22 protein-coding genes are annotated in these 22,268 nt (G+C 66.2%); 2 read left to right on the top strand and 20 right to left on the bottom strand.

Annotated features, from left to right (window positions below):
- The 14 genes from Q9Q40_04930 to Q9Q40_04995 all read right to left on the bottom strand — a co-directional run.
- On the bottom strand, positions 1 to 1,256 hold a 1,256-nt coding region (locus Q9Q40_04930; GenBank protein MDQ7006552.1), incomplete at its 3' end, for a class II fumarate hydratase.
- Positions 1,257 to 1,342: 86 nt separating this feature from the next.
- On the bottom strand, positions 1,343 to 2,503 hold the full coding sequence (locus Q9Q40_04935; GenBank protein MDQ7006553.1) for a sulfotransferase domain-containing protein: 1,161 nt from the start codon (positions 2,501 to 2,503) through the stop codon (positions 1,343 to 1,345).
- Between the two features lie 600 nt (positions 2,504 to 3,103).
- Entirely contained in the window at positions 3,104 to 3,730 is a 627-nt protein-coding gene (locus Q9Q40_04940; GenBank protein MDQ7006554.1) for a hypothetical protein, read from the bottom strand.
- Positions 3,727 to 4,203, bottom strand: a complete 477-nt coding sequence (locus tag Q9Q40_04945; protein ID MDQ7006555.1) for a flagellar FliJ family protein — start codon at positions 4,201 to 4,203, stop codon at positions 3,727 to 3,729. Before Q9Q40_04945 ends, Q9Q40_04940 begins: the two co-directional genes overlap by 4 nt.
- Complete coding sequence (locus tag Q9Q40_04950) at positions 4,200 to 5,555, bottom strand: FliI/YscN family ATPase (GenBank protein MDQ7006556.1); 1,356 nt, start codon at positions 5,553 to 5,555, stop codon at positions 4,200 to 4,202. The genes Q9Q40_04945 and Q9Q40_04950 overlap by 4 nt, the downstream gene beginning before the upstream one ends.
- Positions 5,552 to 6,133 (bottom strand): FliH/SctL family protein, encoded by a 582-nt coding sequence (locus Q9Q40_04955; GenBank protein ID MDQ7006557.1) that lies wholly within the window; start codon positions 6,131 to 6,133, stop codon positions 5,552 to 5,554. Before Q9Q40_04955 ends, Q9Q40_04950 begins: the two co-directional genes overlap by 4 nt.
- The gene (gene fliG, locus Q9Q40_04960) at positions 6,123 to 7,151 is read right to left on the bottom strand and encodes a flagellar motor switch protein FliG (protein ID MDQ7006558.1); all 1,029 of its coding nucleotides are present in this window, start codon (positions 7,149 to 7,151) and stop codon (positions 6,123 to 6,125) included. The genes Q9Q40_04955 and fliG overlap by 11 nt, the downstream gene beginning before the upstream one ends.
- A 3-nt stretch (positions 7,152 to 7,154) precedes the next feature.
- Complete coding sequence (gene fliF, locus Q9Q40_04965) at positions 7,155 to 8,735, bottom strand: flagellar basal-body MS-ring/collar protein FliF (protein ID MDQ7006559.1); 1,581 nt, start codon at positions 8,733 to 8,735, stop codon at positions 7,155 to 7,157.
- 41 nt (positions 8,736 to 8,776) lie between these two features.
- Complete coding sequence (gene fliE / locus Q9Q40_04970; GenBank protein MDQ7006560.1) at positions 8,777 to 9,088, bottom strand: flagellar hook-basal body complex protein FliE; 312 nt, start codon at positions 9,086 to 9,088, stop codon at positions 8,777 to 8,779.
- A gap of 15 nt (positions 9,089 to 9,103) precedes the next feature.
- Positions 9,104 to 9,532, bottom strand: coding sequence for a flagellar basal body rod protein FlgC (gene flgC, locus Q9Q40_04975; protein ID MDQ7006561.1), 429 nt, complete (start codon positions 9,530 to 9,532; stop codon positions 9,104 to 9,106).
- The gene (gene flgB, locus Q9Q40_04980) at positions 9,532 to 9,906 is read right to left on the bottom strand and encodes a flagellar basal body rod protein FlgB (GenBank protein ID MDQ7006562.1); all 375 of its coding nucleotides are present in this window, start codon (positions 9,904 to 9,906) and stop codon (positions 9,532 to 9,534) included. The genes flgC and flgB overlap by 1 nt, the downstream gene beginning before the upstream one ends.
- 153 nt (positions 9,907 to 10,059) lie before the next feature.
- Positions 10,060 to 11,406 (bottom strand): sigma-54 dependent transcriptional regulator, encoded by a 1,347-nt coding sequence (locus tag Q9Q40_04985; protein ID MDQ7006563.1) that lies wholly within the window; start codon positions 11,404 to 11,406, stop codon positions 10,060 to 10,062.
- A complete protein-coding gene (locus Q9Q40_04990) occupies positions 11,403 to 12,590 on the bottom strand; it encodes an ATP-binding protein (protein MDQ7006564.1) in 1,188 nt (395 codons plus the stop codon). The genes Q9Q40_04985 and Q9Q40_04990 overlap by 4 nt, the downstream gene beginning before the upstream one ends.
- The gene (locus Q9Q40_04995) at positions 12,587 to 14,422 is read right to left on the bottom strand and encodes a hypothetical protein (protein MDQ7006565.1); all 1,836 of its coding nucleotides are present in this window, start codon (positions 14,420 to 14,422) and stop codon (positions 12,587 to 12,589) included. The genes Q9Q40_04990 and Q9Q40_04995 overlap by 4 nt, the downstream gene beginning before the upstream one ends.
- A 341-nt stretch (positions 14,423 to 14,763) precedes the next feature.
- On the opposite strand from Q9Q40_04995, the gene Q9Q40_05000 reads away from it, so the two are divergent.
- Together Q9Q40_05000 and Q9Q40_05005 are read left to right on the top strand one after the other, a co-directional pair.
- Positions 14,764 to 16,182: a sigma-54 dependent transcriptional regulator gene (locus Q9Q40_05000; GenBank protein ID MDQ7006566.1), complete on the top strand. Its 1,419-nt coding sequence runs from the start codon at positions 14,764 to 14,766 to the stop codon at positions 16,180 to 16,182.
- Between the two features lie 185 nt (positions 16,183 to 16,367).
- A complete protein-coding gene (locus tag Q9Q40_05005; GenBank protein ID MDQ7006567.1) occupies positions 16,368 to 16,835 on the top strand; it encodes a hypothetical protein in 468 nt (155 codons plus the stop codon).
- A 19-nt stretch (positions 16,836 to 16,854) separates the two neighbouring features.
- On the opposite strand, the gene Q9Q40_05010 is transcribed toward Q9Q40_05005, so the two are convergent.
- From Q9Q40_05010 to Q9Q40_05035, 6 genes are all read right to left on the bottom strand, one after another.
- Positions 16,855 to 17,175 (bottom strand): hypothetical protein, encoded by a 321-nt coding sequence (locus Q9Q40_05010; GenBank protein MDQ7006568.1) that lies wholly within the window; start codon positions 17,173 to 17,175, stop codon positions 16,855 to 16,857.
- Complete coding sequence (fliS, locus tag Q9Q40_05015) at positions 17,172 to 17,585, bottom strand: flagellar export chaperone FliS (GenBank protein MDQ7006569.1); 414 nt, start codon at positions 17,583 to 17,585, stop codon at positions 17,172 to 17,174. The genes Q9Q40_05010 and fliS overlap by 4 nt, the downstream gene beginning before the upstream one ends.
- A 35-nt stretch (positions 17,586 to 17,620) precedes the next feature.
- Positions 17,621 to 19,540: a flagellar filament capping protein FliD gene (gene fliD / locus Q9Q40_05020; GenBank protein MDQ7006570.1), complete on the bottom strand. Its 1,920-nt coding sequence runs from the start codon at positions 19,538 to 19,540 to the stop codon at positions 17,621 to 17,623.
- 52 nt (positions 19,541 to 19,592) lie between these two features.
- The gene (locus tag Q9Q40_05025; protein MDQ7006571.1) at positions 19,593 to 19,823 is read right to left on the bottom strand and encodes a flagellar protein FlaG; all 231 of its coding nucleotides are present in this window, start codon (positions 19,821 to 19,823) and stop codon (positions 19,593 to 19,595) included.
- 281 nt (positions 19,824 to 20,104) lie between these two features.
- Positions 20,105 to 20,947 (bottom strand): flagellin, encoded by an 843-nt coding sequence (locus Q9Q40_05030; protein MDQ7006572.1) that lies wholly within the window; start codon positions 20,945 to 20,947, stop codon positions 20,105 to 20,107.
- A 352-nt stretch (positions 20,948 to 21,299) separates the two neighbouring features.
- Positions 21,300 to 22,136, bottom strand: a complete 837-nt coding sequence (locus tag Q9Q40_05035; GenBank protein MDQ7006573.1) for a flagellin — start codon at positions 22,134 to 22,136, stop codon at positions 21,300 to 21,302.
- Positions 22,137 to 22,268 lie beyond the last annotated feature (132 nt).

The following is a 22,268-nucleotide window of genomic DNA, read 5'->3' on the forward strand; positions in this document are numbered from 1 at the left end:
CGCTCATAGCCGATCTCCGGCACGAGGGCGGTGGCCAGGGAGAGACTCCTCCCGACACGCGCTTCGATGGCCTCCCGGCACGCGGCCAGGCCCGAGACCAGCTTCTCCGCGAAGAGGCGACCGGCCCGCGCCAGCAGGCGAACCTGCTCGAGCAGGTTGCGCGCGATCAGGGGCTGCATGGCGTTGAGCTCGAAATGGCCGTGGAGGCCCCCGAGGGTGATCGCCGCGTCGTTGCCGATCACCTGGGCGCAGACCTGGATCAGGGCCTCCGCCATCACCGGGTTGACCTTGCCCGGCATGATGCTCGACCCGGGCTGCACTGCGGGTAGCTCCAGCTCGCCGAGGCCGAAGCGGGGGCCCGAGCCGAGCCAGCGGATATCATTGGCGATCTTGGCCAGGGAGACGGCGATCGACTTCAAGGCTCCGCTGACGCGCACTGCGGCGTCGCGAGCGCCCTGGGCTTCGAAATGGTTCGTCGCTTCGACGAAACCCTTGCCGGTCATGCCGGAGATCCGCTCCGCCATGCGGCGCCCGAACTCCGGGTGGGTGTTGAGACCGGTACCCACCGCCGTCCCGCCCAGGGGCAGCTCCCGCAAGCCCTCGATGGCCTGCAGCAGGTGAGCGCGCCCCCGGTCGACCTGCGCGGCATAGCCGGAAAACTCCTGCCCCAGCCGAATGGGCGTGGCGTCCTGCAGGTGCGTGCGGCCGACCTTGACCACATCGTGGAAGTCCCGGCTCCGGGCCGCCAGTTCCCGATGCAGGACTTCCAGGGCGGGCAGCAACTCGTCCTCGACTGCCGTCAGGGCAGCGATGTGCAGGGCGCTGGGGAAGACGTCGTTGCTCGACTGGCCCAGGTTAACGTGGTCGTTGGGATGAACCGGGTCCTTGCTACCCACCTGTCCGCCGAGGATCTCGATCGCCCGGTTGGCGATCACCTCGTTGGTGTTCATGTTCGAGCTGGTGCCCGAACCGGTCTGGAACAGATCCACGGGAAAGTGCCGGTCGTGGCGACCGGCGGCCACTTCCTCGGCGGCCTGGGCGATGGCTCCGGCGAGCCGCGGATCGAGCAGGCCCAACTCGCGGTTGATTTCGGCGGCCGCCTGTTTGACCAGGCCCAGCGCCCGGATCATCTCCCGGCCGAGAGGCTGTCCCGAGATCGGAAAATTGGCCACCGCCCGGGCGGTCTGGGCGCCCCAGAGCGCGTCGGCCGGTACGGACACTTCACCCATGGTGTCCTTTTCGATACGTTCGTTCATGCGGCCGCCTCCTCGAATCGACATCCATCAGCATACGCGGCGGCGCCGGCGGCGGGTACAGGGTCGACGGGCCGGGCCCGGAGCGTTCACGAACCGCCGGAACCCGCCTGCGCGACATCCGGATAGTACGCGCTCAGCGGGAATTCACCTTGAAGGAGCTCGGCCCGGCACCACTCCTTGATGCGCTGGGCGACTTCTTCCGGAACATCGGCATGCCGGTCACCTTTTCCACTCACGAAGAACGCGGCCCCCCTTTGCATGAGTTGCGGCGGATGCATCGAGAAATGTGCTTCATGCTCTCTCATGTAGGAAAAACTGCATTTGTGGAGAATATTCTCCAGCTCATTCCCCGAGAGCGGGTTGCAGGCCAGAAATGCAGACAATTGTCGAACGGTCGATGACAGATCGGATTTGAGTTGTTCGAACGATAGAAACAGGACATTGGGCCGTAGCTGAGACCATTTCCACCATCCTTGGACGTGCGCGGGCCAGGTCCCCCACCACATGGAGTCTCTCCCGCAGAACCACTCTTCGAACACCGACAGCGGAGGACTCAAGTAGCCCAGGTTGGCTCCCAAGAAGTCGGTACAACTGGCGAAGCAGGACACCGGATGTCGAACCACATAGATGTACTTGGCCTCCCGGCAGTAGGGGCACAAGCTCACCGGAAGATGGGTCTTGATGATGCGCGCATTTTCAGTACCGGGGACCTTCGGCGCATCAGCGACGGCGATCGTCTTTCTCGACTCCAACCAGGGTGAAACGGCACACAAGGTCGTGTCTTCCGCAACGATGTCACCCTGTCCGCGGGTCAGCACCTGGTAAACCAGGTGCTGCATCCAGGTCGTGCCGCACTTCATCTGGGTAGCGACGAAGACATCGCCCTTCCGCGGCTTGAAAGCGACGGCAGCGGCAAACGTCTCGACGCTGCACATGCCTTTCGGACCGGCCACGCCCCGGAAGGTGAAACTGGAACCGGGAAAGTGGAATCGCGTCAGCTTACCGAGCAGCCAGAGCGTGGGCGCCAGAAGCAGGGCGTGCCGGCCAAGGATCCGCCGGAAACGCGCCCGACGATCTCCGGTCTGACCGAAGTACTCGTTGCCGGACGTTCGAGCATCGACCCAGGCGAGTACCAGGGCCAAGTAGACGACCTGGCTCAGCGCCAACATCGCAACGCCCGCGAAAACGTAGCCGATAACGACGCCCCCCCGATAACATGCCATTCCCGAGACGAAATGCTGCACCACCGCTGACTCCTCTGGTCACCGTCGTTCGGATTTCTCGGGTCGAGCGTGCAGGATCCGTCGATCGTCGGCAAGTTTAGTGCATCGTGCTGCGGCGTCAAAGCCTTTGGAGATCACGCCCTATGACCGATGGTGAAGGATCCGAGGCATGACCCCGCCGTCTCCACCGGCACGCTCGAGTGCCAGGACGGGCACTCCGAACCGATCCCGGCGCGACGACAGGGTCCCGCGCCCCGACCACGGCGAGAGATGACCCGTGCCGACAGGAGCCCGGGTTGGATCCTCCCTTCCGATCCCCTGGTCGCCGCAGCGCGCCAAGGACTACTGGTTCCCGGTTCACCGCCGGGGATACGACCTAAGACTGGAGCTGCCAGTTCACCACGGGCGAGGTCCCGCACCTCGACACCCCCCCCGCAGACCCCGCCGATCCCGCCATCGACGACATGCCGTCAATCATTCACAACTCGCGGGGCGAGCCCGTCTACGGTGGCGCTCACCTCGGGAGACCCGCGTCAGCGAGGCGATCGCCTGCCGGCTCCGCCACCCGCCCACGCTGCGCGAAGCCCTGCCGGGAGAGTACGACCCCGGCTGTGAGCCCTGAATTCAGCGGCGCCGCACCTTGGGATCCTTCTGCCAGATCTGCAGGGAGAGCTCCGCGGCGATCTTGGGGTGGGTGGAGGCGAGGGCGTCGAGAGTCAACGCGGCCTGGCGCGACTTGAGACCCAGCAGCAGGTCGACCACCACGTTTCGATCCCGGGCGTAGAGTTCCGCCAGGGCCGAAGCGGCGTTCTCCGGATCCATACCCTCGTAGGCCTTGAGCAGTCGGCCGAAGTTGGGAGCACCGGCGTTTTCGAGTTCCTCCCGCTGGCGGGCCAGCTCGGCCTTCTGCTTGTCCAGCGCCTCGCGCTCCGCGAGGAGTTCGGCCCGCACCACCGCGAGTTGCCGCTCGCGCTCGGTCAGCTCCCTGGCCTTGCGCTCGAGGGCTTCTTTCTGCCGCGTGAGGGCCTCGACCAGGTCCCGGTAGACCTCCTCGGCCTGCCGGGGTCCGGTTTCCGCGGGATGCACGCCTTGCATGTCGTTGGCGGTGCTGTCCTGGTCACCGGCGTTGGCGAGGGCGTCCTGGGCCAGGACCCGGGGCACGAAAAAGCCGAAGGTGAGAGCGTCAAGAATCAAGGCACCGTTGGCCGCCACGGCCAGGCCCAATACCACCGGCAGCACCTTCTTGATCATCGTCCTTCCTCTCGCGCACGGCGTTCGGCCGCCGCCTGCCAGACCTTGCGGGTCAGCACCATGTCATCCAGCGCCGCCTGCCGGCGACGATCGACTTCCCGCAGGTACAGCCGTTCTTTTTCACCGCGTTGTCCTTCGAGGACCTTGACCCTTCGTGAACTCTCTTCGAGCCGGCGGGAGATCTGCCCGGCCTCGCGAGACAGTTCCTCATGGCGCTGCGCCAGCACCGGGCGCCGGGCCTGCAGCCCGCGTCGGTAGTTCTCCAGGGCCGCGAGAGTCGCGCCATCCACGCCACGGCGGCCGGCATCGGCGATTTCCCGGGAGCAGCTCTCGATCTCGCGGTCGATGGCTTCGAGCCGCTCTTCCACGTCGGCCCGGCGGGCCATCACGTCGGCCAACTCCCGGCGCTGCTCACGGCGCCGCACGCGGGCCAGCCGCAGGAGAACTTCCAGGCGATAGCGAAACCCGCTCACGGCGCGCTCTCCGCCTCGGCCTCGACGATGGCCCGCATGCTGCCGAGGGTCTCCTCCAGGCTGCTGGGCCTGTGCAGATCCTGTTGCAGCAAGTCGATGATCGCCTGCCGGCGACGGACGGCCTCGTCCAGCATGGGATCGACACCACTGCGGTAGGCACCGATGGCCACCAGGTCCTCGTGGTCCCGGTAGACCGCCATCAGGCGCCGGATATGGAGGGCCAGGCGCTTGTGCTCATCGTTCACCACTTCGCTCATCACTCGGGAGGTCGAAGCGAGCACATCGACGGCGGGATAGTGGGCCCGCTCGGCCAGCGTCCGCGACAGCACGATGTGGCCGTCCAGAATCGCACGGGAGGCGTCGGCCACCGGATCGGCCAGGTCGTCCCCCTCCACGAACACCGTGTAGATCCCCGTCAACGCGCCGCCGGAAGGGTCCCGGCCGGCACGCTCGAGCAGGCGGGGGAGAAAGGCGAAAACACTGGGGGTGTAGCCCTTGCTCGAGGGAGGCTCCCCGGTGGCCAGGCCGATCTCCCGGAGGGCCATGGCGACCCGGGTCAGCGAATCCATCAGAAGCGTCACATTGCGGCCGCGCCGGCGGAAGTCTTCCGCCACCGTGGTCGCGGCCAGCGCGCAGCGCACGCGCCGGAGAGGTGACTCGTCGGAGGTGGCCACGAAGACCACCGCCCGGCGACGTCCCTCCGCACCCAGCTCCGCCTCGACGAATTCCCGGACCTCACGGTTGCGCTCACCCACCAGCGAAATCACCACCACCTCGTCTTCCGCGTGGCGCGCGATGCTTCCCAGCAGTCGGCTCTTGCCCACGCCGGCGCCGGCGAAGATGCCGATCCGCTGGCCACGTCCGAGGGTCAGGAAACCGTCGATGGAACGCACACCCGTCGCCATCGGCTCGGTGATTCGCGGCCGGTCGAGGGCCGGCACGGGCGTGTCGTGAATCGGCGCGCTCCTGGTCACCCCCAGCTCGCCCCCACCATCGAGGGGACGGCCATCGCCGTCGAGGACACGGCCGAGCAAAGCGTCGCCGACGCCGACCCGGGGATGGCGGCCGGTGGCCACGATCCGGTCTGCGTGGCGCAACCCCCGCACCGGGTCGACGGGCATGGAATACACCCTTGAACCCTCGAATCCGACCACTTCCACCAGGCTCAGCAACTCACCGCTCGCGCCTTCCAGCCGGCACTCCTCACCCACGGCCACCTTCGGACCCCGACTCTCGATGGCCAGTCCGACCGACCGGGTCACCCGGCCCGCACGGCGGGTCAGGTCGAGCCGCTCGACCAGATCCCGGTCGGCCCGCAACCGCTCACCGATCCGCCTGGCCAGGGGATTCACTTTTCCTCCAGCAGACTTTCGCGCAGCACCTTGAGCGCGGTCTCCTGGCGGGCGTCGACTTCCTCGTCGGCCGTCTCGATCAGCACACCTCCACGGGCGATCGATTCGTCGGGAACCAGCGCGATGCCCTCGACGATCTCGGCGGCGCCGCCGCTACGCATCACTTCGAGATCCTCGGGGTGCAGCCGGATCTCCCGCACGGCCGTCGATCCGAGCTTGTCGAGGGTCTCGGCGACCACCCTCTCGACCACGGCGTCACCCTGGTCGATACGGGCGCGCACCATGCGAGCCGCGGCCGCGAGGGCCAGATCCACCGTCTCCCGCCTCAGGGAATCGAGGATATTCCGCCGCAGGGTGGCGATCTCCTCCAACGCCCGGGCGAGTTGTCGCGCTGCCTCCAGGCGCTCGGATTCGAGCTGCTTGTGCGCCTCGGCCGTGCCGCGGCGCAGACCTTCCTCGTAACCCTCGCGCATGGCCTGCTCGATCGAGCGCCGGCTCTCCTCGGTGTCCTCGTAGCCTGGCTGCACGGGGGGGCGATAGGGCCGCACCTCTCCCCGCTCAATCACCTTACCCGGCAACGGCCTGCTCCTCGATCGAGATCGCGCCTTCCTTTTCGAGCTTGAGAACAAGCTCGATGATCTGGCGCTGGGCGACTTCTATCTCGGAAACCTTGGGCGCCCCAAGGAATTCCATCTCCTCCTTGAGCATCTGGGATGCCCGCTCGGACATGTTCCGGCAGAACTGGACCTGCAACTCCGGTTCGGCCGCCTTGAGGGCCAGGGCCAGGGTGCTGCGATCGACCTGCTTGAGCACCTCCTGGGTATCCCGATCGCTGAGCAGACTGAGCATATCGAAGGTGAAGAGCATGTCCCTGAGCTGCTTGCCCAGTTCGGGATAGTCCTCGGCGAGCTCGTCGACGATCTCTTGCCCCACAGCGCGACCGAGACCCTGCAAGGTATCCGAGGCGGCCCGCACCCCGTCGAGAGGTACCAGCGGCTCTTCGCAGATCGCCTTGAGACCCTCCTCGAGCACCTTGCCGATGCGCTTGACCACTTCGGGTTGCACCTCTTCGATGGACGCCATGCGACGCGTGACTTCCAGCCGGCGCTCGGTTTCCATCGTCTTCATCACCCGCGCAGCCTTGCGTGGCGGCAGCAGCGCCATGATCAGGGCCACCGTCTGAGGCGCCTCCTCGGAGAGCAGCATCGCCAGGCGTCGCGAAGGCGCGCCGATCACCAGATCGGGCAGCTCGGGCGGAGGCAGAAGCGGGCCGTCCTCGTCCGCGTCCCGGATCCGGCGGGGCTCGAGCTCGTGGAGCAACTTGTCGGCCACCTCGGGCCGGGCCAGCGAAAGCATCTTCTTCGCCAGCGGCGGTCCGGCCAGTTCGAGGCCACGCGATTTGCGGATCAGCTCGTGGAATTCGTCGAGAACCTGCTCATGACGCGAAGGATCGATCATCTTGATCTGGGCAATCTCCATCGTGATCGCCCTGACCTCGTCGTCTTCCAGGTGCTTGAGCACCTCGGCACCCGCTTCCTCGCCCAGCAGGGTCAGAACGATCGCCGCCTTCTGCGCCCCGGTCAACTCATCCGCCATGGACTACTCCTCCGTCTCGTGCAGCCACACGCGCATGGTCTGGGCCATACCTTCAGGCTGTTCCGCGGCGAGCGCGGCAAGACGCTGGCGGAGAACTTCGAGCTGGGATGGAGGACCGAGCTGGAACTGCTGCTCGAGGTTGGCGCTCGCCTCGCTGCCCGGAGAAGTCCCTCCTCTCGAACCCACCGCCGGCAGAACCTGCTGCACCGTCTTCAGCATCGGGCGGTAGAAGAGCAGGAAAACCAGCAGCAACAACAGCACCAGGGAGGGGTACTTGAGCAGGGGAAGCCAGCTTCGAGGATCGAATCCCGGTTCCTCGATCACCGGTTCGGTGATCCTGAAGGGCGACTGCTCGACGGTCACCACATCGCCGCGGGCCTCATCGAAAGAAATCGCCGCCTTGACCAATTGCTCGATACGCGCCATTTCCTCGTCGCTGCGCGGAACGGGTTGGGCGGCCTCGTCCTCTTCCCCCTTGACCCAGGTCTGATCGACGAGCACGGCGACCGAGATGCGCTTGATGCGTCCCGTGGGCTCTTCGACCTGTTTTTCCACCACCGAGTACTCGTAACTGTTGGTCTGCCGGGTCTCGCTCTCGGAGGAACTGCGCGCGGAAGCACCGCCGGCGGCGGCGCCCGGCAGGTTGGATGCCGTCCCCGGCACGCCGCGGGCTCCCGCCCCTCCGCTGCTCGACTTCTTCTTCGATTTCTGCTCGGAAACCAGCACGCCGCGGTCGGGATCGTACTGGCGCTCCTTGCGTACCGAGCGGGTCAGGTCCAGATCGGCTGTCGTGCGGACGATGAAGCGGTCCTGTCCCACGAGGGGCTGCAGGACCTTGGCCACCTTGCGGTTGATGTCGCTCTCGACCGCGTTCTTCATCTCCACCTGGCGGAAAGCGGCCATCGAGCCGCCTCCACCTTCGCCGTCACCCTCCCAGAGCACGTGCCCGTTGGTATCCACGACACTGACATGCTCGATGTCCAGTTCCGGAACGGCCCCCGCCACGATGCGCGCGATGGCCTGCACGTTCTCTGCGGCGATCCGCCCGCCGCGCGCCACCGCGAGGGTCACCGATGCCTTGGCCACGTCGTCATCGTCGAGGAAGACCCGCTCTCCGGGCAGCACCAGGTGAACCCTCGCGGTCCGCACTTCGTCGAGCGATTCGATCGTTCGGGCCAGTTCATCCTCCAGCGCCCTCTGCAACCGCACCTGGTGCATCCGGTTGGACTGGGCAAAACTGTCGCCCTGAAACATCTCGATGAAGCCGAAACGACCGCTCTGGGGCAGGTTCTTCGCTGCCAGGTCGATGCGCGCCTGGTCGATCTTCTCGTAGGGCACCTCGATCGTCGTTCCCCCGTCGCTCAGGCGCAGGGGAACCTTGGCTGCCTGCAGTTCCTGAACGATCTCCTGGGCTTCCTTGCCGTCGAGGCCGGTGTAGAGCACGGTCCAGGTCGGCTGCTGGGCCCACCAGACGATGCCGCCGACGGCCGCGACGGTCATCCCGGCCGAAAGCACCAGGCTGATGCGCTGCCGAAGACTCAGCGACGCCCATGCTTGACTGATCTGTTGCAGGATCTCGTTCATCGTCGCTCCGCCGATCCGGGGGCCTCAACGCCCCGCCCGAATCAGACCTGCATCCGCATCACTTCCTTGTAGGCTTCGAGAAGCTTGTTGCGTACCTGCACGATGGTGCGGAACTGAAGGTCGGCTTTCTCCAGCTCGATCATCACGTTGTGCAGGTCGCCTCCCTTGCCGACGATAAAATCGGTGGCTTCCTGGTCCGCCGTGGTCAGGCCCTGGTCCACCTCGCGCAAGGCGTTCTCCAGGGCCTGGCCGAAACTCTTGCCGGGTCCCGTGTCTTCCCGCCCCACGGACGAGGATGGCCGGGGTTGCAGGCCTTCCGGCCGCAGTCCAAGGTCTCGGATGGATCCGTTCATCTACTCATTCCCCCGTTAGCGCGAGATCCGCAGCGCGGCCTCGTTCATCTTGCCGATGATCTTGACCACGTTGACATTGGCCTCGTAGGAGCGGACGGCGGAAAGCATGTCCACGACCTCTTCCACCGGATCCACGTTGGGATAGGCCACGTAGCCCTTGTCGTCGGCGTCGGGGTGCCCGGGCTCGTAGCGCATGATCGGCGGACGGGAGTCGGTGATCACGCCTTCGACCCGTACCCCCCGCACCGAGTCGTCGAGGACCTCCCCGAAGCTCTTCCCTTCGAGGGGAGTCGCCGCGACCACCGGCAGGCGACGCAGGTAGGGACCACCCTCGGGGGTCCGCGTCGTGCGGGCGTTGGCCAGGTTGGACGCGATCAACTCCATCCGCGCCCGCTCCATCTCCAAAGCGCTGCGGGCAACCTTGACGGCGTCATGCAGAGACATCAGGCACCTCTCCCTTCCATGATCGCGAAACGAAGCTGGCGCAGCTTGTTGCGCAGGACGTTGGTCGCCACCTCGTAGCGGTGGCGCGTCGCGGCCAGTTCGGCCATCTCGCGGTCGATGTTGACGTTGTTGCCGTCGGGCCGCGTGGCCAGGCCCTCGATCTCCACCGGACGCAGGCTCGTTTCCACCGAACCGCCGTCCTGGCGACGAGCCTGCTCGACGGCTTCCTGCAGCGTCGCGTTGAAGTCCACGTCGACGGTGCGGTAACCCGGGGTGTCCACGTTGCCCACGTTGGAGGCGAGCAGTTGCTGACGCCGGGTCATCACGTCGAGAGCCCGCTCCATCTGGTCGAAAAAGGGGTCGATGGATCTCACGGTTTCCTCCACTCCTTGCCCGCCGGGCCGCCACGACGGCACAACGGGGTCCGCTGTCTTGTGAAGCAAACCCCGTGCCGCTTTGGAACCGGCGCGGGACGTGGGTTTTCGCCCGACGAGGCGCGGGATCCCGGCAGCCGCGCGAGGAAAGCGTCAGAGGCTTGACGATGGAGCGGCAACATCTTCCTGCCTGAAGATTTTCAGCTTGTTGCGCAGGGTGCGGACCGAGATGCCCAGCATCTCCGATGCCCGGGTCCGATTGCCTCCCGCCGCATCCAGGGTCGCCTCGATCAGCTTCCGTTCGGCCTCGGCGATGGTCATCCCCGGACAGAGGCGGTCATCCCGGCCTGCCGCGCTCCAATCGTCGAGCAGCAGGCTCTCTTCGCCGATCTCACCGGAGTGGTCGAGGACCACCGCACGCTCGATCACGTTGCGCAGTTCCCTCACGTTTCCGGGCCAGGGATGGCGCCGCAGCCGCTCCAGCGCCTGCCGGGTGAAGTGGGGCGCCGGTCGCCCCGCACGCCGGGCCAGTTCCGCGGCCAGGTGGCGGGCCAGCAGCACCACGTCCCCGGGCCTCTCGCGCAGGGGCGGCACCTGCAGCGGAATCACGCAGAGACGGAAGTAGAGATCCTGGCGGAACCGCCCCTCCCCCACCGCCTGCCGCAGGTCCTGGTGGGTCGAGGCGATCACCCGCAGATCCACCTCCCGGGGCTCTCCCGCCCCGAGGGGCACGATCACCTTCTCCTCGAGGGCCCGCAGCAGCTTGGCTTGCAAGGCGAGAGGAAAGTCGCCGATCTCGTCGAGGAGAAGGGTGCCTCCGTCGGCCCGCTGAAAATGACCCTCCCGGTCGCTGTCGGCGCCGGTAAAAGCTCCCCGGCGAACGCCGAAGAGTTCGGCCTCGAGAAGGTCCGGAGGCAGGGCCGCGCAGTTGACGGCGACGAAGGGTCCGTCGGCGCGGGAACTGCGCCGGTGGATGTAGCGGGCCAGCACTTCCTTTCCCGTGCCGCTCTCGCCGGTGATCAGCACGGTGGTCTGGCTGCGGGCCGCCCGGCGAGCCTGCTCGAGCAGATCGAGGAAAGCCGGAGCCTGGCCGATCAAGCCAGGGTCGGAGGCCCCCGAACGGCGCGCCCCGCTCCCCTCGAAACAACGTCCCACCGCTTCGAGCAGGATCTGGGGCGCAAAGGGCTTGAGCAGGTAGTCCCTGGCCCCGCAGCGGATGGCCTCCACGGCGTCCGCCACGGTGCCGTAGGCGGTGACCATCACCACTCTCAGCTCGGGCCGGAGTTGCAGGGCGCGACCGAGCAATTCCTTGCCGTTCATCCGGGGCATGCGGATGTCGCTGACCATCACCTCCCAGGGACGGGCCGCCAGGGCCTCGAGAGCCTGGGCGCCGCTGCCGCAGCGCAGGACCTCGTAGCCGGAACGCTGGAGCACCCGGGCCATGGCCAAACGCATCGCCGCATCGTCGTCCACCACCAGCACTGATCGTTTCCGGTTCACGCTTGAGCTTCTCCTTCTGGACCGCTCCCCTTTGCGCCGACGAGCACTCCCGGCAGGCAGAGGCGGAGCAGGGCTCCCCCCTCCGGCGCCTGGCCGATCTCCACCCGGCCGCCGTGGGAAGTCGCCACCGCGTCCACCACGGCCAGACCGAGACCGGTACCTTCTTCCCGGGTGGAGTAGAAGGCCTCGAGCACTTCCTCGCGCATCTCCGGAGGAATGCCCGGACCGCTGTCACCCACCTCCAGCAACAGGTCGGCCCCCTCCGCACGCACCTCCAGGCGCACACGCCCCCCTTCCCCCGCCGCATCGAAGGCGTTGCCCAGCAGGTTGAGCAGGGCCTGGCGGAGGCCTTCTCCATCGACCTGCGCCGCCAGCGGCCCGGGGGGGAGGACGGCCTGCAATTCGATGCTCCGGGCCTGGGCCACGGGCCGCACGAAATCCCGGACCTCGCGGGCGAGAGCGCGAAGATCCTGGACCGTGGTGCGGGCGGGACCACCGCGCACCGTGGACAAGAGGCGATGCACGGTGCCCGACAGCCGGCGCACGCCCAGGAGGATCTGCTCGGCCAGTTCCCGGTCGTCGGGGCGGTCGTCGAGGTCCTCGATCAGCAGCGTGGCGCACAACTCGAGGGAACCGAGGGGATTGCGGACCTCGTGAGCCACTTCCGCCGCCATGCGCCCGAGAGCCTCCAGGCGCGAGCGACGCCGAGCCTGCTCCTCGAGACGCAGCAGGCGGGTCACGTCCTGGACCAGCAGAAGTCGGCCTTCGCCCAGCCCCGCCAGGCGCAGAACGCTTTCACGCAGGTCCCACGCCGGACCTCGCTCCCCTTGCGGTCTGACCAGGCTGGGAAAGTCGGAGACCGAGGCGAGGGCCGGATGGAGCCGGAAACCCTCCGCGGAGTCCTCCACGGCTTCCGCCCGCCGCGCCGCGGCGTTGGCCGCGATGATCCGACCGTCGGGACCCAGGAGAATCACCCCCGCCTCGATGCTCTCCAGCACGGAGTCGAGCAGCCCCGCCAGGCGCTGCTTTTCCTCCAGGGCCACCTCCAGCCGACCACGCACCTCCTCGAGGCGGCGCCCGAGCCGGGTGTACTGCTGCTCCAGGTGGCTCGAGGCCTGCTCCATGCGGGCCAGCACCGCCGGCAAATCGCGCTGGACGGCCAGGGTCGGCTCGGTCGTGCTCACGAGCTGGGCTCTCCCTCGGCGCGCAGCGGTTGCCCGCTGATCCGCGCCAGCAGTTGTTCGGCGGCGAAAAGGGCCGGCATCGGGGGCTTTTCCCTCTCGAGCAGTTTCTCGATCCTTTTGCGCGCCGCTTCCCGGCGCCCCTCACGCATCTCGCAGGCCGCCAGGCGGACCTGGAGCCAGTGCCGGGCAGAGGGCAGTTTCAGGCCCCGGGCGGCGGCACGGAAATCGACGCAAGCCTCTTTCCAGCGCCCCGCCAGCGCCCGGGCATCTCCCCGCATCAACGCGGCCTCGCCCCGTATCGGAGAGAGGGGCTCGAGCACGCGCGCCGCCTGCGCCTGCCGGCCCTGGGCCCATGCGGCACGGGCGGCCAGGGTCCGACGGTAGACCCTCTCGGAACCGTCGAGGGCCTGGCCCTGGAGGATCTCCCCGATCACCTCCCAGGCCTGCTCCCGCTCGAGGGCCCGCAGGCGCAGCGGATCGTCCAGGGGAATCCCCTTCACCTCCTCTCGCGGCAGGTTGCGGGCTACCCCCCGGCGGGCCACCTGGCCGTGCTTGCCGAAGGACCGGACCCTCAGCTTGTAGATCTTTCCCGCTTCCTCGTAATCGCCCACCGCTTCCCGGAGAGCGGCGGCGGCGAAGGTGGCCTCGGCGGAGAGCGCGGCGGTGCGATCGACCTTCCGGGCCAGCTCGAGGAAGAAAGCGGCCTCGGTGGGCTCGCCATCCAGCTCGGGCCCGAGCTTGCGCACCAGGCGATCGAAGTGGTTTCGCGCCATCTCCCTGATGAAGGGATCACCATTGCGCACCAGGCCGACGGCCATCAGCACCGCGGCCCGGACGCCCCGCTCCTGCTCTTCCATGTCCAGCAGCAGGCGCAGGGCCCTGGCAGCGGGCTCGGGGTCCAGGGCGCTGCTGATCACCGTTTCGAATTCCCCGCGCGCCTGATGCTTGCGCCCGAGAGAAGCGAGCACCTCCCCACGGGTCAGGCGTACCTGCACGGCCTCCAGCGGATCCTGTGTCTGCTCGAGCGCTTCCCCGATGAATTGCAGCGCCAACTCGCCGCGCCCCAAGTCCCGGAACGCGCGGGCCGCTTCGGAGAGGGCCCGGGAGCGCCTGGGATCCCTGGGAAAGAGATTGGCGAAATGCAGCATCACCTGGGCCGTACGCTTCGGCTCGCCGAGACGGGACACGGCCTCGGCGTAGAGCCACATGATCTCGGGGTCCAGCCGCACTCGATCCGGAGCGCGCTTTTCGAGGCGCTCGAGGCAGGCGCGTACCCGGGCGGTATCCCCCATCAAGGCGTAGGTCCGGGCCAGCCGGCCCAGAACCGCGATCGGATCGGCCAGCCCTTCGGCAAGCAGCGCCTCATCGGCCTTGGCCGCATCGGCGTTGCGTCCCATCGCCAGGTAGAGGGCCGGAAGCGCACGGCGGGCGCGCACTCCGAGAGGATGGCGGGGAGCGACCTGAACCAGGTGCTCGAGGTCGTCGATCGCACCACCCGGGTCCTCGGCGCGCCGCGCCGCGTCAGCCCGACGCCAGAGCAGGACCGGATCGTCAGGCACGGTCTCGAGCAAGTGGTTGACCAGCCACAGGGCTTCGGGTTCCCGGCCCAGCCCCCGACGGTCCAGGGCCGCGAGCAACCGCCGAGCCACCATCTCCCAGGCCTCACGGGTCTCGGCCTCGTCGAGCTGCCGGCGCAGGTCCAGGATCTGGCCATCGGTGGGCCGACCGGCCTGGATTTCGGGGTCGGTGGCATCCGGCGCCGAGGGGCCGGCGACCACCACCAGGGGAAGCGCCAGCAGGCCCAGGAGTGCTGCTCTCGTCGCTGTTCTCATCTTCGTCCTTGCGACCCGGTCCCCGGGTGTTTTTTTTTCCCATGGGCCGTCGTCTTTCCGTCCTTCAAGCAAAGGACGTGCCGTTCTGGCCCACATGGAGCCAGCAGGCCTGCAACCGGCTGCTAACTAAGCGCTTGCGATTCCCGCCGGCGCTGGGAAGACCGACTTGTCGGCGCACCACGCTGACAACAGGCGGCTGAAGCGGAAGGAGAGAAGGTCGAACTCTTGACACCCCGGCCCGTCGAACTATGTATAGAGCTTGAACAGGGGAGTGATGGCGCCGTCATGAGCATCGGGCTGAAGATCCGCCGGAAGGGATAGGGACAACAGTGGGGACTCCTGTGACCAAATCAACCGAGGTACCGACCAGCTCAGAACGTCTCGATATCATCGTTGCCGAGGACGACCGGTCGCTGCTTCCCATGATCGTCGATTACCTCTCCAAGCTTGGTCACCGGGTCCGCAGCGCCTCGTGCGGGGAACGGGCCCTGGAAATGCTCTCCCAGCAGCCGGCGGACGCCCTGGTCACCGACCTCAAACTGCCCGAAATGACCGGGCAGGACCTCTTGCGCCAGGCCCGCGAGCACTTTCCGGGCCTGGTGGTGATCGTGATGACCGGCTTCGCCACGATCCACTCGGCGGTGGAGGCCATGCGCTACGGGGCCTCGGACTACTTGCCCAAGCCCTTTGCCATGGCCCAGCTCAAACTGGCCCTCGAACGGGCCGTGGCCCACCGCAAGCTCCAGGAGGAAAACTCCCGCCTGCGGACCCGGATCCACCAGCTCACCAGCTTCGACCGGATCATCGGCAAGTCTCCCGCCATGCAGCGCGTGTTCCGCCTGCTCGAAAAGGTCTGCCAGGTGGACTCCACCGTGCTGATCTCCGGAGAGAGTGGCGTGGGCAAGGAACTGATCGTCCAGGCGCTGCACTACCGGCACCCGCTGCGCAAGAACGGCAAGCTGATCCCCGTGCACTGCGGGGCGATTCCCGACAACCTGATCGAGTCCGAACTTTTCGGCCACGTCAAGGGGGCGTTCACCGGCGCGGAACGAGACAAGCCGGGTCGCTTCGAGATGGCCGACGGCGGCACCCTCTTCCTCGACGAAATCGGCACGATGAAGCCGGATCTTCAGGTCAAGCTGCTACGCGTGCTGCAGACCCGCCAGGTGCAACGGGTTGGCGGCACCAAGTCGATTCCCGTGGACGTCAGGGTCGTAGCGGCTTCCAACGAAGACCTCAAGGCCAAGGTCGAGCGGGGTGAGTTCCGGGAAGACCTCTATTTCCGGCTTTGCGTGATCCCGATCTATGTCCCCCCCCTGCGGGAACGGCGCAGTGACATCCCCTTGCTGGCGGCCCACTTCACCGCCAAGTACGCCAGCCGCAATCAGCTGCCGGCCAAGGAAATCACCCAGGAAGCCATGCGCGCCCTGACACGCCACGACTGGCCGGGTAACGTGCGGGAACTGGAGAACGCCATCGAGTTCGCCACGGTGATGTCGGCGGGCAGGACGGTCATCGAAGTCTCCGACCTGCCGATCGAGATCTCCGAAGCTCCGCAGGCGACGGCCATCCCCTTCCAGGTCACCGAGGAGGGCCTCGATTTCCGCAGCGTCGTCTCGGAGGTGGAGAAGAACCTGATTCTCCAGAGCCTCGAACTGACCGGCGGCAACAAGGCCCGCGCCGCGCAACTGCTGGCGCTCAAGCGCACCACCTTCGTCGAGAAGCTCAAGCGCATCGCCCAGGACGAAGTGCTGATGTAGCTGCCGGAGGGATCTGGCGCACCGCTTTTTTGATTCGGTTTCTTCCGCATGATTTCAGCGGGGCTCTTTTGCCGCCCGACGCTCTTCCATCCCGGGAAAAGCGGGGTATTCTTCGCGCTGTAGCGTGGGGCTGGGAGAGCGGATTCGGGTCTTGGCCCGCGTCCAGGTGCGGAGGAACAAGCTTCATGTCTGGAACAACGATCGAGATCAAGGATCGCGATGACGAGGGACTTCCGGCGGTCGAGCTAGGCGACATCCTGCCACTGGTGGAGGAAAAGGGACGCACCCTGAAATGGGCGATCCTCAACCTCTATGCCGTCGGCAATCCTCACCGGCTGGGACGCACCATGCGTGAATTGGGCGACGAGGTCAGTCGCTCACCCCATGGGGTCCTGCTCAACTGGGACGAACTCGAGGAATTCTCACGCTCGGTGTTCCAGATCATGGACGCCGTGATCGTGGGCTGCCGGGACGCCGAACGCCTGCCGCGGAAAGACGAAGTGGAGCAGCGGGACGGCGATTGCGAAATCGTCATTCGGGCCATCGACGCCTCCCGCTGGCGCCTGAGCGCCATGGACGACAGCATGATGTCGCGTTTCCGACACGTCTTCCGGGACTGGAGCATGGTCGGCGAACAGCAGGGCGAATCCTGAGGCCGACCGAAGGGGACTTTCAGCCGGAGCGGCCGGCCCGGGCGTAGCCGGAGATCGCCAGCCGCCGGCGCTGCCCCTGGCCGAGGCGGATGGCCAGCTCGTCGCGCAAGGCGCACAGGAGGCTCAAGGTCCGGTCGCCCTCCTCACGCACTTTTTCGAGTACTTGCTGGATCTCCGGGGGCGGCACCCGGTCCGCGGGCACTTGCCGCATCAACTCCCGACGCTGCTCGAGAGCCGCCGGCACCTCCTCGAGGCGCCCCTCGGCGATCAAGCGCTGCTCGTCGGCCACCATCTCCAGCAGCCTCCGGGCGATCGCCTCCAGGTCCTCGACCCGGCTCACGGCGTGACCGCCATCGCCTCGGCCATCTGCTTCTCCCGGGCCTCGGCCCAGGCATCCCGCAGGGGCGTCAGCAATTCGGCGACTTCCCGCAGTCCGGCGGGATCCTTATCGAGATGGGCCTGCATGATCTGCCTCCTGCAATAGGAGTAGATCCGGTCCAGGTTGACGGCAACCTCTCCGCCGGCGTCGATGTTCAGCACGGCCTGGAGTTCTCCGACGATGTCGGTGGCCCGCCGAATCGGCTCGGCGGCGCGGGCAGGGTCACCGCCGGCAAGGGCGTCGGCCCCGCGGTGGAGGAAGCCGATCATACCGTCGTAGAGACGAACCACGAGACCCATCGGATCGTCCGCTTCGATCTGGGTCGCCTGGTAGGCCTGCCGGGCCTTCTGGGTGAGCATGAACTGGTTCATCCAAAGATTCCCACTCGTCGGTGGCCGATGACGGCCTATCTCGGAACGCTGGTCAGTGACGCCTGAAGCTGCTGGAGCTGGGCGATGGCCTGTTCAGCAGCCGAAAACTGCCTGACCATGAGTTCTTCCTTGCGGGCCAGCGCCGCCTCGAGGGCCTCGATCCGCCTCTCTGCGACATCGATCGAATCGTCGTAGCTATCCTGGATCGACTTGAGGACCCCCTCGTAAGGGTCGGTCAGGCCGTCGATCTTGTCGTTGAAGGACTCGATGACACCGGCACTGTAGCCTACCGTGCCGAAATTACCGCCCTTGGCCGTGATCGAGGCCGCCGTGGCATAGACCGTGACGATCAACCCGTCCATGTTGGTCCCATCGGCCCCGATCAACTGCTGGCCGATTCCCTGGGCCGCCTGGCCACCGATACTGCCGGCCACGTCGATACCGGTATCCGTCAACTGGGTCGTGCCGATGCCGGTGCTGTTGCCGTCCGCCAGATCGGCCACGTCGCTGGTGACGCGGATCGTGTAGTCGTCACCGTAGTCGTCCGCCCGGATGTGAAGTACGCCGGAGGAGGAATAGGCCGTGGCGGCCATGCCGTTGAGCTCGAAGGCACTGTTGATCTTGGAGACCACGTCGGTGATCGTGTCGCCCGCGGCCAGGGCCACATTGAGCGAGCTGCTGTTGAGCTCGATCGTCAGATTCTCGGCCTGACTGAGGCCGCCCGCGGCGATCGCCGTCGATCCGGCCACGTCGGCCCTTTCCGCAGCCTGGGTCACGGTCACCGCGTAGGTGCCCGCCACCGTGCGAGAGCTGGCGCTGTCGAAGACAACAGAGCTGTCCGTGGTCGAGCCGGTGGACATCAGCACAGCGGCGATTTCATCGAAGCGCCCCGCATCGACCAGGGCGTCGAACTTGGATCCCTCGAACTCGAGACGGCCGGTCCCGTCATCGGCGAAGGTGATGCCCAGCTCCGAAAGTGAAGAGAGTTTGCCGCTCGGAATGCCCGTGACACTGCCGGTGACGATCGACTGCAGGTCGAGCTGCACCTGGCGTACGGTCAGCGAACCGGCGACCGCGGAGGCGGCGCGGAACTCGGGAGTGCCGAATTGCTGGTCGAAGTAGTCGTTCACCTCGTTGTACGCGTCGACGAACTCCTGGAGCGACTTCTTGGCCGTTTCCGTGTCCTCGCTGACAGTCAGCGTGACTGCCGAAGACGTCGTGCCGGTCAGGGAGAGGGTCACTCCCTGGATCGCTCCGGTGACGGAGTTGCTCGACGAGGTGATGGAGACGCCGTCCACGTCGAGCACCGCGTCCTGGGCGGCCTGCAATTCGTTACCCGCGGTATCGAGATTGAGGTTGGTCGTATCGGTGATGGTCAGGCTGTGGGTCGTTCCGGTCTCTTCCGAACGCACGACGAGGATGTCGCTGGTCCCATCGTTGATGACCGTCGCGATGACGCCTTCGTCGGCGTTGTTGATTTCGTCCGCGATGGCCTGGAGCGAGTTGTTCCCGTTGGCCGAGCTGACGTTGACGGTAATCAGGTTGTTTCCCCCGGCCTGGATGGTGATCGTCCCATCGGTGACCAGGGGCGAATAGCGATCGCTCAGTCCATCCGAACGCACCCGGTGCGCCTGGGCGATCTGGGTCACATTGATTTGGTAAGATCCGGCAGACGCCTTGGAAGTGGCCTTCGCGGTCAGGGCATCCGAAGAAGAGAGGGACGTCGAGCGACCCGCGAGCTTGGCGCTGTCGTCGAGGCCCTCGAGCTTGGAGACGAAATCGTCGAGAAGGCCGGAGAACTGCGAAAAGGAGCTCTTGGCACGCTCGAAAGTGTCGATGCGATCCTGGATCGAATCGATCGGGACACGCCCGGCCTGCAGGACGGCATCGATGATCGCCCTGTAGTCCATACCGGAAGCGAAGCCCTGTCCAAACTGCACGGAGCCCAAAGGCATAGGGGTGTTCCTCCTTGCCGTTCCACGGGTCCGGGGACCCGAACGTGGACGATCAAGCCGTTTCGTCGATCAACATGCCGAGAAAGCGCTCGAGTTTCTTGGCAAACTCGATCTGCTCCTCGCTGGGGATCGTCCGTAGAACCTTATCGGTTCTCGCATCGAGAACCTTGAGCTGGAACACTCCTTCCTCTACATGTTCATAGTCGAAACGCAGCTCGCGGAGATATCCACGTTCCTGGACCTCCGTCAAGCGCCTTCCGATGTCTTCCGCGACTTCTCGCATGGAGGGCTGATCCGGGGGACCCGTCCCTTCCTTCCGTGGTACCGGTTCCTGTCCTTGTCCGACGGGCTGGCCCGCTGGAGCCACCGTGAGAGTGTCGCTGGATCGCCCACTTACGTCTTCTTTTTGCCCTCCAGCCTTCTCCCGGGGGCGCAGGGGCGACACGGAGGTGACAGGAGGGACCGCATCCATCATCTCGCTGGTCATCTCTTGGCCTCCTCGAGTTCGAAAGTCCTCGGGCAGGGCGGGACACCGTGCCCCGCCCTGTCAAAAGGACCGCCCCGTTATCCGAGCAGGGACAGTACGCTCTGGCTCGAGATGTTCGCCTGAGCCAGGGCCGAGATCCCGGTCTGGTTGAGCACCTGGAACTTGGTCAGGTTCACCACCTCCGCCGCGATGTCCGCGTCGCTGATCTGGGACTCGGCGGCCTTGAGGTTCTCCGCCTGCACCGTGATGACCTGGATCGCGTTGGTCAGACGGTTGTAGACGGCACCCAAATCACCGCGATTCGAAGCGATGGTGTCGATGGCGCTCTGCAGGGCCACCAGCTCGTCCTGGGCAGAGGAGGCCAGGTTCAGCACGGTGCCGGCGGTATTGAGGCCGAGACCGGCGGCCGTGACGGCGGTCGTGGTGATCCGCAGGCTGTCGTTGGCGGTGTTGCCCATTCCGATCTGGACGTCGACGGTGGCACCGCCGGCGCTGAGCAGGTTGACGCCGTTGAACTCCACGGTAGAGGCGATTCGATCGATCTCGTTGAGGATCGCGGTGTATTCGTCGTTCAGGGCCCCCTTGGAGGTGCTGTTGTCGGCACCGGAGGTTTCGGATGCGGCCTGGGAGGCCAGAGTGACGGCACGCTGAAGCAGGTTGCTGATCTCACCGAGCGCCGAGTCGGTGACGTTGATCACGCCGATGCCGTCGTTGGCGTTACGAACGCCCTGGTTGAGAGCAGCCACGTCGGCGCGCAGGGCGTCGGCGATGGCCAAGCCTGCAGCGTCGTCCTTGGCGCCGTTGATCCGCAGACCGGAGGACAGACGCTCGAGGGTCCGGCTCATGCCGATCTGGGTCTTGCTGAGCTTGTTCATCGCGTTGAGGGCGCCGAGGTTCGAGACGACAGAGAATCCAGCCATGTTGTTTCCTCCTTGAAAGTGCGGGCGGCGTCCATGCCGTCCGGGCAGCTTCTGCTGCCTTTCGCTTTGCCGTTGCCGGCGTTGTCTGAAAAAGAGGTTCCTTCCCTGTTTCCCTAGGCTTGCGATAGCCACCGCGCCTGGCCAGGCGGGCTCCCGGGGGCTCGTAAGCGGCGGCTCGCGGTGCCTTTCGTGAGGACTTTTCGGAGGGAGGAAAAGGATCTTTAGCCCCGATCGGGGCGCAACAGACGGGCGATGCCGCCGCCCGGGATTCGGTCGATCCCGAGCGGCGTTATCCGGAGGTTTTCGAACGGCCTGGTGTCGGCTTCAGAAACCGACAATTTTTTCCGCGCCGCTACTGCAGCAGGCTCAGCACGTTCTGAGAAGAGTTGTTCGCCTGTCCGAGGGCGGCCAGGCCACTCTGGGTCAGGACCTGGTATTTCGTCATGTTCACGACTTCCTGGGCGATGTTCGCGTCGCGAATCTGGCTCTCGGCAGCCATCAGGTTCTCCGCCTGGACCGTGATCACGGCGATCGTGTTGGTCAGACGATTGTAGGAGGCGCCGAGGTCGCCACGATCGGAGGAAACCGTATCGATCGCGCTCTGCAGGGCGACCAGCTCGTTCCGAGCATCGGACTTGGTCAGCAGCTGATCGCTGGCCAGGCCGAGGCTGGCGGCCGAGATGGCGCTGGTGGTGACCGTGATCCGGTCGTTGGTCGACGAGGACAGGCCCACCTGAACGTCGATCGTCGCTCCGCCGGAGGACAGCAGGTTGATACCGTTGAACGAGACGGTGGAAGCGATCCTGTCGATCTCCGAGAGGATCTGGTTGTACTCGTCGTTGATCGCGCTCTTGGACGACGAGCTGTCCTGACCCGAGGTATCCGACGCGGCCTGTTCGGCCAGGGTCATCGCTCGTTGGAGCATGTTCGAAATCTCGTTGAGCGCCGAGTCGGCGACGTTGATCACGCTCAGGCCGTCATTGGCGTTGCGGACGGCCTGGTTGAGCCCCTGCACATCGGCTCGCAGGTTCTCCGCGATGGCCAGGCCGGCGGCATCATCGGCGGCACCGTTGATCCGCAGGCCCGAGGAGAGCCGATTCAGTGTCACGTTCAGATTTCGTTCCGTGGACACCAACTGGTTGTGAGCTTTCAGTGCTCCGATGTTGGTCACTACCGAAAACGCAGCCATTTCTTTAACCTCCGTTCCACGGCGAGCGGGTCCAGAAAACCTCTGCCAGGTTGGCGCCCGGCCGTGTTCGTTCTTCTCCTCGACCGTTTCTGCTGGGACTTTAGAACCCGTTTTCGCGTTTCCCTTGCCGAA

It is taken from the genome of Acidobacteriota bacterium, from assembly GCA_030949985.1.
Lineage (GTDB): Bacteria > Acidobacteriota > Polarisedimenticolia > J045 > J045 > JALTMS01.